Below are 15,583 nucleotides of genomic sequence, written 5' to 3' on the forward strand. Positions count from 1 at the left end.
TTTTAGTATAGATTAAAAAACAACCCAGTCTAGTCTCTAAAAACGGCAAAAACGATTTAAATCAAATTTACACAAAAATCACACAATTGTATTAAACAACTGAAAAACAATAGTAAAACAATACTTAAGTGCTTTTTGATGGCCTCGTTTTATTTACTGAGGCTTGTTCGCTTTTTGTGCTCGCCTTTGTCACTATTTTTATGCTATTTTTATTTTAGAAAGGAATAAATTGATGCCTCTTTAGAGGCTGAAGTCGAATATTTATTAAGCCAAAAGTATCTAAATTCAACTTAAATAAACTAAACATTTATTATTCAACCTTTTGTGTAAGGAAAACACATGACTTCTCTTCGGTTCCCCTCTTTACTAGCACTTATGATTGCTGCTTCAAGCCATGCGGCTGAGCAAAAAGAAGTACAGGATATGTCAGATCCTCTGGCTGTTTATACACAAGCAGGAGTCGGTGTTACAAACAAAGGGCTCAACTTTAAAGTTGGCCAAGCATACGATACAGGTATCGCAACCACTGCTGGTATGAATGTTTTTGAAGTAAAAGGCATATATGGCGATGCGCTAGGCTGGGAAAGCGACAGCAAAACGACAGATTCTATTGATTCTTTTCGCTTTCGTAATTTCTCAGTTGACCTAACCACTACAATCGCAACGCAAATTGATGCTAACTATAACCTTAATGCCAACCTTGTCGCTGACGAAAGTATGGATGTTTCTTATAGCTTTATAAAAGCTTTAAAACCTATGGGGCGCTTTACGTTTTACCCGTTAGCTGGGGTGGGTGCATCACTCGGTGAAAATACCCTAGAAGATGACGGCAGTCGTGACAGCGGTTATTCCATTATGGGTGCTTATGGTTTAGTCGGTATGTACGCAAAAATAACCATTAACGATAAAATTTGGCTTAACTACAATCCATTTTGGCTAACAACTATCGGCGGTAGCGATAACTATAAAGATCACTACTACGGTCTAAACCAAAGCCATATTTTGACTCATGAATTTGCAGCAAGTTACCAAATTAACCCGCGTATGAATCTACGCTATTTCGCAAACTGGAATGAAAACGTTGACTTTATGGATGGCGATCATCGTCTCGAATTTAATTATCAGCTATAAAATTTGAAGTAACAAGAAACAACAAGGTAAGGGATTAAGTGAAAAAAGTTGTACTAATAAATATGCTTACAGCAAGTTTGCTAAGCACACAAAGCTTTGCATCAAGTTACGATGAATATGCAATAAAACCTGCAGAACAGCAATTAAGTAATCAACAACAAAAAGTTGATGAACCGATTTCATTTTTACCCATACCGACTTTTATTACAGAGCCAGCTGTAGGGCCTGGGCTTGGTGTTGTTGGCCTTTTTTTTCATGACAACGAAAAGAAGGCCAAAAAGAAGAAAAAAGAAGGCTCTACCCTACCACAAAGCATTAGTTTAGTGGGGCTAATGGGCACTAAAAATGGCACCAAAGGCGGTGCTGTTGGCCACATTACCTTTTGGGATGAAGACCGTATTCGCTATCAAGGGATTGTTGGCTGGGCGAGTATAAACCTTGATTTTTATACCTTCGACGAGATCAAGCTACTCACACCATTGTCGTTGAATATTGAAGGCCCAGCGGTGTTTCAAAACCTTAAGTTGCGCTATGACGACAGTAACTTCTTTTACGGCTTTAAACAGATTTATCGTAAAGTAGAAATAAGCTTAGCCGAAAACCCTATCGAAGATTTTCTGCTCGAAAACGATATTATCAAAGACCACCTTTCACTTGATGTAAATACGTCAGGTATTGGACCATTAATTGAGTACGATAGCCGAGATAACCCCCTAAACCCTGAGCGAGGCTTTAACTACAAGGCTGAGTATTTATATTATGATGAGGCTATTGGCAGTAAGGTTGATTACACCAGTCTAAAGCTTACCGCCTTAAATTACTGGCGTTACACCGATAAATTCAACTTTGCCCTGCGCATGCAGTATGACTCAGTTAACAACCGTGGTGAAAAGCGCTTACCGGTTTATATTCCGCCAAGTATTAGCCTTCGCGGTGTGTCTGCAACTCGCTATCAAGGTCTCGATGTATTTGTTACCGAAGCAGAAGCGAGCTATAAAATCACTCACAAAATAAAGCTCAATGTGTTTACTGGTATGGGCTGGGCAGCCGATAACTTTTCTGACTTATCGAAAGCTGAAACCATTGATACTGTAGGTGCAGGCTTTCGCTATTTAATTGATGAGCATTACGGAATTAGTATTGGCTTAGATGTAGCCCATGGCCCTGAACAAAACGCAATTTACATTCAAGCGGGGTCTACTTGGTAACCAAAACTAATACTTTTGTTATTATTTTAACAGTAATTTAAACCTAAAGATTGAATTAATTTATTTCATTGCTATTATCAATAGCTCAATAAATATTCAGGGATTGAACGGATGCATAAAAAAGTATCAACCAACCATTATCCATTCAAAGATTTTAAACCCCATGGGCTTGTCGAGTTTTATCAACGTGAACATGTGCTTTTAACGACTGCTACTGGGCCTTTCAACGAAGAGATTATTGACGCGCACTCTTTTATGCAAAAAGATTACATCAACAAGCTCAGCGCTGATTATGGTCAATGGTTTGAATTGGTTGAGTTTGAAAACTCATGCATGGCAACACCAGGGGCGCTTGAAAAACTAATGGTGTATTTTGTTGAGCTTCGACGAAAAGGCATCGCACCGGCCAAAACAGCTTTAGTGATAAAAGAAGGGCTTGAAGGCGGTAGTTTGCTTAGCGATACCTACTGCAATTTATATAAACGAGCAGGCATGGTAATGAATGTATTTAAGTCAAAAACAGCGGCCCTTAACTGGTTAGCAGAAGAGCCTGTGACTGAATTAGCCTGTTAACACACTATTTAATTTAAAAAGTGTTGCTCTTCTTCCCGCAAGGTCAACACTTCAACTCCCCTCTGGGTCTCCCAAACGCTTAGCTAAAGATACAGCTTAATTACAACTCGGCTATCATTTGAACAAGCACTGGCACATTGTCCTGGCACAATCACATAAACAGGTCTAGTAAACTGACTGGCGTTTTTTGACAAGTTTAGAGCTGTAAAGATGAGTGATAAGTAAAGCGTCAAGCGTTTCATAAAAATCCATTTTAAATAATTATTATGTTTAAAAAACACCCTATTTAATCACTAAGGCATTGTTATGACAATAAAAAGGACTTCACATGTGAATAGATTAAAAAAATTCATCTATCAGGTTTATTTTAATCGTTTGTCGATTTAGAGGGATTACTCTAAAGTTAACTCATCAGCGCTTTTAAGCTAAACAGCTTCACACCATTGAGAGTGTTTGCGCTAACCGAATTGTTGTCACAAAAAGTCTAGTTTGTGTGTTCTCTGGGCTTTTTATATACCGAGTTACTGCACACGCGGTAACTCAACCAAATTGTTGTCAAAAGCTTAGCTTGTGTGTTCTCTAAGCTTTTTTATTCCGAGTTACTGCACACGCGGTAACTCAACCACATTGTTGTCAAAAGCTTAGCTTGTGTGTTCTCTAAGCTTTTTTATTCCGAGTTACTGCACACGCGGTAACTCAACCGCATTGTTGTCAAAAGCTTAGTTTGTGTGTTCTCTAAGCTTTTTTATTCCGAGTTACTGCACTTGCGGTAACTCAACCACATTGTTGTCAAAAGCTTAGTTTGTGTGTTCTCTAAGCTTTTTTATTCCGAGTCACTGCAATTGCGGTGACTCAACCAAATTGTTGTCGAAAAGCCTGGCTTGTGTGTTCGCCGGGCTTTTTTATGCCCGTTATAAAATGACTTGCCAATAAGCTACATCAATCCACTGCCCGAACTTTTTACCAACTTGCTTAAAATGAGCGACTTTTTGCATATTATGCTTCTCATGCAAGGCGATACTTGCTTCATTAGGTAATGCAATGCCTGCCATAACAGCATGTACATTTTGCGTTTTTAACTGAGTAAATAGAGTGGCGTAAAGTTGGGTGCCAATCCCCTTTGTATGACTATCAGCATCTAAATAAACCGAGATTTCCACTGAGTGTTGGTAAGCTTTTCGTGCTTTCCAAGGTGTTGCATAACAATATCCAATGACATTACCTTCAGCTTCAGCAATCAACCAAGGTAAGTCAGCATCAAGATTAGCCTGTATTCGCTTGGCTATTTCAGTACCTGTGATTGCCTCAACTTCAAATGTCACCGTACTATTAACAACATAGTGATTGTAAATTGCAGCAATGGCTTCACTATCATCAATCCTTACATTTCTGATCATGATTGAAAATTCCTTACCCAACATTAATTAATTGGTTAATTAATAACAGAAAAGCAAGTTTGGAAATACATATACGCAAAATAAAAACGCCACTAGATGTGGCGTTTGGGTAGTTTCGACAACAATAAGAAATTGCTTTTAAAAGAAGCCCAGTGGATTCTCACTGTAACTTACTAATAGGTTTTTAGTTTGTTGGTAATGATCAAGGGCGAGTTTATGTGTTTCGCGGCCTATGCCTGACTTTTTATAACCGCCAAACGCAGCATGGGCAGGGTACATATGATAGCAGTTGGTCCAAACACGGCCCGCTTCAATCTTACGACCAAAGTGATAAGCACGGTTCATGTTTCGACTCCACACACCAGCACCTAAACCAAATTCTGAGCTATTAGCAAGTGCTAATGCTTCGTCTTCATCTTTAAAAGTCGACATTGAAATTACCGGCCCAAAAATCTCTTCTTGGAACACGCGCATGTCGTTAGTGCCTTTTAATAGTGTTGGTTGAATGTAGTAACCGCCGTTAAACTCATCAGACAGTTGTTCGACTTCGCCGCCCGCAAGCACTTCGGCCCCTTCTTGTTTACCAATTTCGATGTAGCTTAGGATCTTATCAAACTGAGCTTGTGATGCTTGAGCACCCACCATGGTTTCGGTATCAAGTGGATTACCCCGTTTAATTTGTAGAGTTCGGGCAAGAACACGCTCAATAAATTGCTCGTAAATATCTTCTTGAATAAATAAACGCGATGGGCACGTACACACTTCACCTTGGTTGAAGTACGCAAGTACGGCTCCTTCAATCGCTTTACTCAAAAATTCATCGTCTTTTTCCATTACATCGTTGAAGAAGATATTTGGCGATTTACCACCTAGCTCGACCGTCGAAGGAATAATATTATCAGCAGCACATTTTAAGATATGTGAACCCACTGGCGTTGAACCTGTAAAGGCAATCTTCGCGATTCGAGTACTGGTTGCCAGCGCTTCGCCCGCTTCTTTACCATAGCCGTTTACCACATTTAGAACACCTGCAGGCAATAAGTCACCAATCACTTCAAGCAGCACTAATATAGACGTAGGCGTTTGTTCAGCAGGTTTTAAAACAATACAGTTACCCGCAGCAAGGGCTGGCGCAAGTTTCCACGCAGCCATCAACAATGGAAAGTTCCAAGGAATAATTTGCCCTACTACACCTAGTGGCTCATGAAAATGATAGGCCACCGTGGTTTCGTCTATCTCACCGATTGAGCCTTCTTGCGCGCGCACACAACCTGCGAAATAACGAAAATGATCAGCCGCTAAAGGCACATCTGCCGCAAGTGTTTCACGAATTGCTTTACCGTTATCCCAGGTTTCGGCCACTGCCAGCATTTCTAGGTTTTGTTCAATACGATCGGCAATTTTTAATAAGATATTGCTACGCTCGGTGACTGACGTTGTTCCCCATGCCGCTTTTGCATCGTGGGCTTTATCAAGTGCCAGTTCGATATCTTCTTTTGATGAACGAGGTACTTTACAAAACACTTTACCGTTTACTGGGCTAATGTTTTCAAAGTATTCTCCTTTTACAGGGGCAACCCATTGGCCACCAATATAATTCTCATACTGCGCTTTAAAGTTAACTTTTGCGCCTTCACTACCTGGATTTGCATAAATCATAATGTGTTCTCTCTTCAAATTGTTGTGTTTTATTTAGCATTGACTAAATTATGCGGTAGGTTATTGTTTAATGAACCGCTAACAATTGAAGTTAGCTCAGTTACTGAAAACACACTTGATTCCTAGTCCAGACTTTTTGACTATTTGTCCAGAATTTAGGACGACAGCGAGGCAACAATGAACACATCAGTTAGTAACAGAAGTTTAGATAAAAAACGACAACGTATTGATGTGCTTATTGAAAATAAAGTCAGTTTTGCGGGCGAACATGCCGAATTAAGTATTTACGACACCTATTTAGATGCCCAAAAAGTGGCCTTACATTCCACTGAATTATTATTTTGTGGCATGATCAGCGGTAAAAAAATCATGCATGTTGCCGACAGTGATTATCATGAAGAGTTTTTACCAAACCAATCATTTGTACTTGCCCCAGAACAAGGGGTGCTAATCGACTTTCCCAATGCATCTCTCAATCAACCAACAACCTGTTTAGCGATTGAAATCAGTACCGATAAAATAAGCCAAGTAGTTGATGCTCTAAATTTTAACCAGCAAATTACCCAGGATGACTTTTTCCAATATCAAGCCAAGTTAGTGCACGCCCAGCATAATCCGCAAACTCAACAACTGCTTGAGCGCATGATCACCCTATTTAGTGAAAATGAGCAACACCGCGATTATTTAATTGATTTATCGCTCAATGAACTCATAACCCGTCTGTTACAGCAGCAAAGCCGAGACTTAATGATAGCAAGTTGTAAGCAAGGCAAGCTCGCAACCCCATTAAGCCATGTAGTAAGTTATATTGAACAGCATCTTGCTGAGAATATTGATATCGATGTGTTATGTAAGATAGCCTGTATGAGCCGCAGTAAATTTTATCAGCAATTTAAGTTAGCCTTTGGTGTTACGCCCGCTCTTTGGCAACAACAATTACGCTTGCAAAAAGCGTATAAACTACTCGAAAAAGGTGAGGCGATTAGCCAAGTTTGTTACCAATTAGGCTTTAATAACCCAAGCCATTTTAGCCGAGTGTTTAAACAGGCCTTTGGCGCAACACCTAAAAGTATCGCTAACCATTAAGTTCTGGATTGCGATGAGAATAAACACGATAGGTCAAGGCAAGTAAGATACAAATAGCACTTGGCACATAAAGCGCCGCAAAGCTCATTTTTGCAAATAACCATGCCCCTGCTAAGCCGCCAAAAATAAACCCTAAAATGATTAGGCCAAACAGTTTAGCCTTACGTTTATCAAGTGCCTCGCCACGTAAAACGCGACCAAACATAATACCTAAATCAGTGAAGATCCCCGTTACATGAGTGGTACGAACAATTGCACCACTGTAAGTTGTTGCTAAGGCGTTTTGTAAACCACATGCCGCAGAGGCTAAAAAGTGCCCGTAACCCGAGCCATTAAACAATAACCAAAGTGCGCCCAGTAAAAGCCCTGCTTCAATCAATAATGCCGTGTCGTAATGACGACCTAGTTTAAGTGCTGAACTATGCAGCAAGAACCCAGCAATACCAGACCCAACTAAAAATGACAGTAATACACCTAATAAATGTAAAGCATCAAGGCTATTGCCATGCATGAGATCTGCGCCAAGCAAGGTTGCAGTTCCTGATAAATGCGATACCGCTTGATGTTCAAAGCTAAGTAAACCAACCGCATTCACACACCCAGCCACCAGCGCCAAAATAAATGCGCCAATCTCAACCCATTTTGGTAACTTAGAAATCACTCACTATTCGCCTTTTTCTCACACTCGTACTCATTCTTTTATGGTACGCCTATTTTTATGACTAAAAACACTTTTTTTCGACTCTTTATATGGTAATTTACCATTAAGTAAATCGATTAAGAACCTACAATGACAAAGCCAAAAACTTGGACGCTAAAAAGTATTGCCAAAGAGTTAGGCGTTTCAAATGCCACCGTATCAAATGCCTTTAATCGTCCTGATCAATTATCGAAAGCACGCCGCGAAGAAATTTTGGCGGCCTGTAAAAAGCTCGGCTATTTTGGCCCAAACAAGGCGGCGCAATCATTACGCCGAGGCACCTTTAATATTGTTGCTTTAGTATTGCCAGACAGCGTTGAATATATGGTATCAGATCCGGTTGCTAGCAGCTTTATGCGCGGTGTATCAGCAGTGCTCGAAAAAAATGGTATTAACCTTTTATTATTTTCTGGTAACAGCGATAACCTAAATAGCGTAGTCGATTTTGTTGATGGCTTTATTTGTTATGGTCGCCCTCGTAATAAACAACTTGTTGAACAGTTAAAACAGGTTGCCAAGCATGTTGTAACGGTTGATTTTAACATCGGTCGTGATGCCTCTGTAAACGTAAATAACCAACAAGCCAGTTTCGATATTGCCAAGCATGCACTACAAAAAAATGATGATCGGGTTGCTATTTTAGGCCTGCGCTTACTCGATAACGACGTATTATGCCGAGTATACGAACATCATGAGTTTGAAGCCGGTCAGTCGATTGCTCATCAACGACTGCGCGGTTATCACCAAGCAATCAGCGATGCTGGCATCACCTTGGGTGATGATAGAACATGGAATATTCCAGAAAGCAGTGAGCGCTATGCCAGCATTGCCGCCAAAGAAGCGCTTAGCAGCACTCCAAGACCAAACGTACTATTGTGTATGAGTGATTTAATCGCCCTTGCCGCCATGCGCGAAGCATTAAAAATGGGCTTATCGATTCCTGAAGATGTCAAAATTGTTGGTTTTGATGGCATAGATGAAGGCCAACGATTTGTGCCAAAACTCACCACTGTCCATCAAAATAGCGAAGAAAAAGGCCGCATTGCTGCGACCTTGTTTCTATCGAAAGAGCAGCAAACAGCCGAAATCGACTATCAACTGCAATTGGGTCAAAGTAGTTAAGCTAAAAAGTCAGCCAAATTAACAATGCTTTGTTCGCCGTCTCGGTGATCGACAATGATCACTTCACGGCTAGCAAAGTCAACTTTTAACTCGATTGAGCTGGTATCATCATGCCAGCTTAACCGACACACACTGCCTTCACCTTTTGCAATAAACTCACCGTTAAATGCTGGATGCTCATTACGTAATTGAATCAGCTTAATCAACCCTTTCACAACAGGTTTAGCAAGCGCAGCATCAATGTCTTGCGCATTTAAGTAAGGGCGATTGATATCACGACCTACATTGGTGCGGGCCAGTAATTCCATATCGTTTTTACAAGCGAATAGGCCACCATAATAAACTTGTGGAATACCTGGCGCGAAGAACTGAATTGCACGCGCTAATAAGTAATCAAAGTCATCTGCGCCCAAGGCATTGTAGTATGTGCAGTTAACTTGATATAAATCGACATTACTTGCTGCTGCACCAGTTGCTAGGCGGCTTTGCCCTTCACTCTTTTCATGAATGGTTTCAACCAAATTATCAATTTCTGCTGCGTTTAATAAACCCGGTTTATCACCCATAGGGCCTGCGTCAATGATGCCAATGCCATCATGGGTATCAAGTACCGTTAAACAGTTTCGCGGCGAAATGGTTAGCCAATTCAGTAAAGCTTGCGCATCATTGCTAAACAAGCTGTGTAAAATAAGGGGTGGTAAAGCAAAGTCATAAACCATATTTACACGCTTTGCGACTTCAACCTGAGTCTGGAAATGGCTGTGGATCTCGGCAATGGTTTCCATACCCGCTTCATTAGCTTGTGCCGAAAGCTTATTTAAATACTCAAAAGTTTCATCCAACATAAAGCAGTTTGTGCCAGCTTCTTTAATCGCATAGCCTGCCGCATCTAAACGAATAATATTGACATTATTATCAGCAAACTTGCCAAGCACCGTATTTAAATACTCGATACCCGCCGTTGATTTCACATTAATATCAATTTGGTTATCGGTAAATGTGGTCCAAAAATCATAGGTTTGGCCATCACCACACGCAATAGGTGTAAAGCAGCTACCAGGACGCGGACGGTAAATCGCTTGTTGCTCAACCTCAGACATGCCATTTGGGAATACATCGTCTTTAGTTAAAAATAAATCCCAAAATTCAGATTGCTTGCCTTTAGCGAGTACATCTTTAAATTGGAAAGATTGTGCTGAAACGTGGTTAACAATTAAGTCAGCCATAAGGTCATAGTTTGCACCAAGCACGTTAATATCGTCCCAGCTACCAAGGCGCGAGTCTACTTCACTATGATCAATAGGATCAAAGCCAGCATCACTGCCATCAATCGGATTATAAAATGGCAACAAATGTACACCTGCAAACACATTGTTAAGTGGGCCATTTAATAAATTACTTAATTCATCAATACCTTGACCAGTAATACGGTCTGCGTAGGTGATTAATTGCACTTTATTGTTGATCATAATTGTTAATACCAAGTTGAAACTTAATCGATTAAGATATATCTTTAACCACGACAGCAAATTATTCAAGCAGTTTTTATAGTTTTTATACACTAATATACATAGTAAAGGCGCAGACCTTTCGGTGGGGATACAACAATGAATAGAACACACGATCCTTTGCAAACCATTAGATGGCTGACATACATGATGTTTTTTATGTTTGCGATGACCTCTGATGCGGTTGGTATGATCATTCCTGAGCTTATCGAAGAATTTAATTTAAGCATGACCCAAGCCAGTGCTTTCCATTATGCACCTATGGCACTTATTGCTTTTAGTGGCCTGTTTTTAGGTTTTTTGGCCGACAGTTTTGGGCGCAAACAAACCATCATGCTGGGGCTTGGCATATTCACCATTTGTTGTTTTCTGTTCGCCGTTAGCAGTAGTTTTAGCATATTTGTAGTGTTACTTAGCTGTATTGGTCTTGCTATTGGGTTATTTAAAACCGGTGCTTTGGCGCTGTTAGGTGATATTTCTAAAAACAATTTAGAGCACACAAAAACCATGAATTTGGTCGAAGGCTTTTTTGGTGTTGGCGCCATTGTAGGCCCTGCCCTTGTCAGCTTTTTAATCACCCAACAGGTAAGCTGGACCTACCTTTACGTTATCGCTGGGGTTTTATGTTTAATTTTAACCTTAATTGCTTGGCGTGCAGATTACCCTAAACCTAAAAAGCTTGAAGAACACGCCAAACCGGCTTCTCTTGCAACCACCATGAGTATGATGAAAAACCCTTATGCACTCGGTTTTTCATTAGCGATTGCCCTTTATGTTGCAACCGAAGTGGCTATTTATGTGTGGATGCCTACTCTACTTGGCGATTACAACGGCCCTTGGCAATTACTGGCAACCTATGCACTGACCTTGTTTTTCATATTACGCGCTGCGGGACGTTTCTTGGCGGTATGGCTGTTAAATCACTTCAGTTGGCAAGCGGCGATGCTGTATTTAAGCTTAGGAATCGCACTGTGTTATTTAGGCTTAATCTTCGGTGGTGTTGATTGGGCGGTATTCTTACTCCCATTATCAGGGCTATTCATGTCGATGATCTACCCAACTTTAAACTCAAAAGGTATTTCTTGCTTTGCGGTGCAACAGCACGGTGCAGTTGCTGGGGTTATTTTGTTTTTTACCGCCCTTTCTGCGGCTGCAGGCCCATTATTAATGGGTGTGATCAGTGACTATTTTGGCCACATTCGTTACGGCTTTTATCTCGCAACAGGTTTCGCATGTTTACTGTTTTTAGCCATGCTATATAACTACTTACGTAACCCTGCTGAACAAGCTTTAGCGCAGCACAGTGCATTAAGCCACTAAATAAAAATCGTTAAAAATCAATTATCGAACATAAATTGTGCAAGTTTTTCGCTAAAAAGACTTGCACTGTGTAAAATTATTGTTATCTTTACTTAATCGATTAAGATAGCAATTTAGACAACAAACCATCTGGGATTGAGACGAGGCACATTATGACAACACACAAACATGCCCTTTATACATTAAGCGCGCTTGCATTAGCAGTAAGCCAAAACTTACACGCCGAAGAGCAAGCACAACCTGAGGCTAAAAAAAGCGGCCTTGAAACTATCGTTGTAACCGGTGTACCACGCCGTACAACCATCATGGCATCAAGCTCATCGGTTAGCAGTGTTACATTAGCGGAAATTGAAGTATCAACACCTCGTTCTACTGCAGAAGCATTTAGAACAATCCCGGGTGTTCGTTCAGAATCAACTGGTGGTGAAGGTAACGCAAATATCGCGGTACGTGGTTTACCGGTTGCATCGGGCGGTGCTAAATTCTTGCAACTACAAGAAGATGGCTTACCAGTTATGCAGTTTGGCGATATTGCCTTTGGTAACGCAGACATTTTCATGCGCTTAGACTCAACAGTGCAAAGTGTTGAATCAATCCGTGGTGGCTCAGCTTCAACAGCAGCAAGTGATGCCCCAGGTGGTATCATCAACTTTATTTCAAAAACGGGTGAGAACGAATCAGGCAGTGTATCGACCACTGTAGGCCTTGATTATGATTCAATTCGTACAGACTTTGAGTATGGTACGTATTTAAACGACAGTGTGCGCTATCACATTGGTGGCTTCGTTCGCCAAGGTGAAGGTCCACGTGAAACCGGTTATACATCAAATAAAGGTGGCCAAATTAAGGCAAACCTAACTAAAGAATTTGATGCTGGTTATGTTCGCGTTTACTTTAAACACCTCGATGATAAGAGCGTAGGTTACCTACCTATGCCTATGTACTCAGATGGCGATTCAATCCCAGGTTTCGATGCACAATCAGATACGCCCCATTCAGCGCTTTTCACACAAACTCTGCGTTTAAATGGTGATAACCAAATCAGCACAGGCGATATGACCGACGGTATGAACCCAGTTGTTACCTCAGTGGGTTTTGAAGCAGCATTTGATTTAGAAAACGACTGGCGCATCGAAAACCGCTTTAGAACATCATCAGTAAGCGGTAACTTTATTTCTCTTATTCCAGCTGAAGTTGCATCTGCGAGCTCTATTGCTTCTAGTATTGCTGGTGATGGTGCATCGCTTGTTTATGCTAATGGTGGTTCAGCAGGCGAAGCCTATGGCGATGACGATTTAGCAATGCGTATTCATACATTTGATGTAACGCTAAACGACATGGGTTCAATTGTTAATGACCTTAAATTAACTAAGTCGTTCTCTGATGACACTAGCGTTACGTTTGGTTACTTTGCATCAAGCCAATCTATTGATATGTCGTGGCTTTGGAACTCATATGTTATGGAGCTAAAAGGCGACAACGCTGCATTACTTGACGTTTACGCTGCGAATGGCGACAGCTATTCAGATAATGGCTTGTACGCGTATGGTACACCTTACTGGGGTAACTGCTGTCAACGTAACTACGATACAGAGTACGAAACTCGCGCACCTTACATTAACTTAGCCACTAAGTTTGGCGATTTAAGCATTGATGCAAGTGCTCGCTATGATTCAGGTGAAGCACGCGGTAACTACGCAGGTGCAGTAACATCAACAATTGATATGAATGGCGACGGTACTATCTCAATTCCTGAGCAAAGTGTTGTTGGTATTGATAACGCGAACCCAAGCATTGTTAACTACGACTGGCACTACAGCTCATACTCAATTGGTGCAAACTACCAAATTGATCCAAGCTTTGCGACTTTTGCCCGTTTAAGTAAAGGCGGCCGCGCAAATGCAGACCGCTTACTATTCGGTAAAGTTGAAGCAGATGGTTCGGTTGACGAAGCCGATGCAATTGATGAAGTAAACCAATACGAAATCGGTGTGAAAAAACGTTTTGATTCACTATCAGTATTTGCAACAGCATTCTACGCAGAAACTGAAGAGCAAAACTTCGAAGCAACATCACAAAAGTTCTTTGACCGCGAATACGAAGCAAAAGGTATTGAGGTTGAATCAACCTACTACGTAGGTGATTGGGACTTCCGTGGTAACTTTACTTGGACAGACGCAGAAATTGCTAAAGATGCGTTATCGCCAGAGTTAGTCGGTAATACACCACGTCGTCAAGCTGACCTTATTTACTCACTAATGGCAACTTACAACTTTGATAAAGGTGCTGCTGGTCTAAGCTTTATTGGTACAACGGATGCTTACGCACAAGACAGTAACGACCTTGAGTTTGATGGCTATACACAAGTGAATGGATTTGTAAGTTACAATCTGTCTGAAAACTTAAGTCTATCGCTTAACGTGAACAACCTGTTCGACACCGTAGGTATCACCGAAGCAGAAGAAGGCTCAGTACCAGATAACGACATTATCCGTGCCCGTACTATTAACGGCCGTACAACGTCGCTTACTTTAAAATATTCTTTCTATTAATTACTCTCCTCCCTCGTTTTAGCCCAGTTTTTACTGGGCTTTTTCGGCTTTAATAGTCAGCTTTTTCTACTACACTTAATCAAATAGTCGTAATTACCCACTTTCTAATAAAAAACACTGATAATAAGTTAATACTTTGATCTATAATCAGGGTTGGTATAAGTATTAACCATATGAATTAGGAACATACATGTTTGTCTCTAGCAAAAGCCACTCTTTACTCCAAGATCAATACAACGCGCTATTAGCTGAAGTTGAGGCACTTAAAGCCGACAATCACGTATTACGTGACGAAAACGAACGCTTAGAAGCAAAATTACATCAGCAAGCTGATGACGCAGACCAACTGTTCCTTGCTAACTTATTGAATAGTTCGATTGAATGTATCACGCAAATTGAGGGCGTACGCCAAACTGTACTCGACTCATACCTTGTTATCGAAGAAGAAAGCCAAGTTACTTTACAAATAAGCCAACTACTAAACGACTCAAATAACGCTCTGCAACATATTGTCAGTGAAATGGCGAGTATGGCAGGTAAAATGGGTAGCATGACCAGTAACATTACGGGTCTGTCTGATATGGCCGATAGCATCAACACCTTTGTATCAACCATTTCTAAAATTTCTGATCAAACCAACTTACTTGCGCTAAATGCCGCAATCGAAGCTGCCCGTGCTGGTGAGGCTGGTCGTGGGTTTAGCGTTGTTGCCGACGAAGTTCGTACACTTGCAACCAACACCAATAAATCAGCCCAAGAAGTATCTGATCTAGTCAAAGAGATCATCAACAAAACCAGCGAAACGGTGACCTCGGTTGAAGATATCCAGCAAAATAACACTCAGCTTTCAACCAGTTTTGATACGCTAAACAATGACTATGGTTCAATCATGAGTCACTGTGATTCGATGAAAGAAACCATTATTAATGCTGCTACACGCTCATTCGTGCAAACCGTAAAACTAGATCACATTGTTTGGAAAGGTGAAGTTTATTCAGTTGCCAATGGCACAAGTAACAAGTCGATTGATGACTTTTCAGATCACACCATGTGCCGATTAGGTAAATGGTATAATTCAGAGCAATCAAATGGCTTCAAACAACATAACGCATTTCGTCAACTAGAAGAGCCACATCGTGAAGTTCATCGCAATGGTGTTGAAGCGTTAGTCATGCTGCAAACAGGCAATAAAGACGCAGCGATTAATCACATTAATAAGATGGAAGCAGCCAGTGAGCGAGTCATGCATTTACTTGATCAAATCGCCAATGGCTAATTATTGCTAATGGCTAAAAACGATAAAACCGAGCTCCGATGCTCGGTTTTT

12 protein-coding genes are annotated in these 15,583 nt (G+C 40.9%); 8 read left to right on the forward strand and 4 right to left on the reverse strand.

The features are described 5' to 3' along the window. Positions 1-339 precede the first annotated feature (339 nt). The 3 genes from AOG26_RS10950 (at position 340) to AOG26_RS10960 (ending at position 2,912) form a co-directional block, all read left to right on the forward strand. A complete protein-coding gene (locus AOG26_RS10950) occupies positions 340-1,131 on the forward strand; it encodes a hypothetical protein (RefSeq protein WP_082401607.1) in 792 nt (263 codons plus the stop codon). A gap of 38 nt (positions 1,132-1,169) precedes the next feature. Continuing rightward, the gene (locus AOG26_RS10955) at positions 1,170-2,339 is read left to right on the forward strand and encodes a BamA/TamA family outer membrane protein (RefSeq protein WP_235575485.1); all 1,170 of its coding nucleotides are present in this window, start codon (positions 1,170-1,172) and stop codon (positions 2,337-2,339) included. A gap of 111 nt (positions 2,340-2,450) precedes the next feature. Beyond that, on the forward strand, positions 2,451-2,912 hold the full coding sequence (locus tag AOG26_RS10960) for a hypothetical protein (protein WP_054562515.1): 462 nt from the start codon (positions 2,451-2,453) through the stop codon (positions 2,910-2,912). Between the two features lie 911 nt (positions 2,913-3,823). Here the strand turns inward: AOG26_RS10960 and AOG26_RS10965 are convergent. Together AOG26_RS10965 and exaC are read right to left on the reverse strand one after the other, a co-directional pair. Then, positions 3,824-4,309, reverse strand: coding sequence for an arsinothricin resistance N-acetyltransferase ArsN1 family B (locus AOG26_RS10965; protein WP_054562516.1), 486 nt, complete (start codon positions 4,307-4,309; stop codon positions 3,824-3,826). Positions 4,310-4,447: 138 nt separating this feature from the next. After that, positions 4,448-5,968, reverse strand: a complete 1,521-nt coding sequence (gene exaC / locus AOG26_RS10970) for an acetaldehyde dehydrogenase ExaC (protein WP_054554003.1) — start codon at positions 5,966-5,968, stop codon at positions 4,448-4,450. Between the two features lie 177 nt (positions 5,969-6,145). On the opposite strand from exaC, the gene AOG26_RS10975 reads away from it, so the two are divergent. Further along, positions 6,146-7,054 (forward strand): AraC family transcriptional regulator, encoded by a 909-nt coding sequence (locus AOG26_RS10975; protein WP_054562517.1) that lies wholly within the window; start codon positions 6,146-6,148, stop codon positions 7,052-7,054. Here the strand turns inward: AOG26_RS10975 and AOG26_RS10980 are convergent. Continuing rightward, positions 7,044-7,715: a YoaK family protein gene (locus AOG26_RS10980; RefSeq protein WP_054562518.1), complete on the reverse strand. Its 672-nt coding sequence runs from the start codon at positions 7,713-7,715 to the stop codon at positions 7,044-7,046. The two genes, AOG26_RS10975 and AOG26_RS10980, sit on opposite strands and share 11 nt — an antisense overlap. Positions 7,716-7,844: 129 nt before the next feature. On the opposite strand from AOG26_RS10980, the gene AOG26_RS10985 reads away from it, so the two are divergent. Next, positions 7,845-8,876, forward strand: a complete 1,032-nt coding sequence (locus AOG26_RS10985; RefSeq protein WP_054562519.1) for a LacI family DNA-binding transcriptional regulator — start codon at positions 7,845-7,847, stop codon at positions 8,874-8,876. On the opposite strand, the gene gtfA is transcribed toward AOG26_RS10985, so the two are convergent. Further along, entirely contained in the window at positions 8,873-10,345 is a 1,473-nt protein-coding gene (gene gtfA, locus AOG26_RS10990) for a sucrose phosphorylase (RefSeq protein ID WP_054562520.1), read from the reverse strand. The genes AOG26_RS10985 and gtfA overlap by 4 nt on opposite strands. Before the next feature lie 138 nt (positions 10,346-10,483). On the opposite strand from gtfA, the gene AOG26_RS10995 reads away from it, so the two are divergent. The 3 genes from AOG26_RS10995 to AOG26_RS11005 all read left to right on the forward strand — a co-directional run bounded on the left by AOG26_RS10995 (position 10,484) and on the right by AOG26_RS11005 (position 15,532). After that, on the forward strand, positions 10,484-11,704 hold the full coding sequence (locus AOG26_RS10995; protein ID WP_054562521.1) for an MFS transporter: 1,221 nt from the start codon (positions 10,484-10,486) through the stop codon (positions 11,702-11,704). A 152-nt stretch (positions 11,705-11,856) separates the two neighbouring features. Then, complete coding sequence (locus AOG26_RS11000) at positions 11,857-14,256, forward strand: TonB-dependent siderophore receptor (protein ID WP_054562522.1); 2,400 nt, start codon at positions 11,857-11,859, stop codon at positions 14,254-14,256. A 190-nt stretch (positions 14,257-14,446) separates the two neighbouring features. After that, the gene (locus AOG26_RS11005; RefSeq protein ID WP_054562523.1) at positions 14,447-15,532 is read left to right on the forward strand and encodes a methyl-accepting chemotaxis protein; all 1,086 of its coding nucleotides are present in this window, start codon (positions 14,447-14,449) and stop codon (positions 15,530-15,532) included. The last annotated feature ends 51 nt before the right edge of the window (positions 15,533-15,583 follow it).

The organism is Pseudoalteromonas sp. UCD-33C (assembly GCF_001306895.1).
Classification (GTDB): Bacteria; Pseudomonadota; Gammaproteobacteria; order Enterobacterales; family Alteromonadaceae; genus Pseudoalteromonas.

What these genes read in the sequence shown, in the direction of transcription:
- AOG26_RS10950 (WP_082401607.1), top strand. Translation starts at nt 340, where the DNA reads ATGACTTCTCTTCGGTTCCCCTCTTTACTAGCACTTATGATTGCTGCT.
- AOG26_RS10960 (WP_054562515.1), top strand. Translation starts at nt 2,451, where the DNA reads ATGCATAAAAAAGTATCAACCAACCATTATCCATTCAAAGATTTTAAA.
- AOG26_RS10965 (WP_054562516.1), bottom strand. Translation starts at nt 4,309, where the DNA reads ATGATCAGAAATGTAAGGATTGATGATAGTGAAGCCATTGCTGCAATT.
- exaC (WP_054554003.1), bottom strand. Translation starts at nt 5,968, where the DNA reads ATGATTTATGCAAATCCAGGTAGTGAAGGCGCAAAAGTTAACTTTAAA.
- AOG26_RS10975 (WP_054562517.1), top strand. Translation starts at nt 6,146, where the DNA reads ATGAACACATCAGTTAGTAACAGAAGTTTAGATAAAAAACGACAACGT.
- AOG26_RS10985 (WP_054562519.1), top strand. Translation starts at nt 7,845, where the DNA reads ATGACAAAGCCAAAAACTTGGACGCTAAAAAGTATTGCCAAAGAGTTA.
- gtfA (WP_054562520.1), bottom strand. Translation starts at nt 10,345, where the DNA reads ATGATCAACAATAAAGTGCAATTAATCACCTACGCAGACCGTATTACT.
- AOG26_RS10995 (WP_054562521.1), top strand. Translation starts at nt 10,484, where the DNA reads ATGAATAGAACACACGATCCTTTGCAAACCATTAGATGGCTGACATAC.
- AOG26_RS11000 (WP_054562522.1), top strand. Translation starts at nt 11,857, where the DNA reads ATGACAACACACAAACATGCCCTTTATACATTAAGCGCGCTTGCATTA.
- AOG26_RS11005 (WP_054562523.1), top strand. Translation starts at nt 14,447, where the DNA reads ATGTTTGTCTCTAGCAAAAGCCACTCTTTACTCCAAGATCAATACAAC.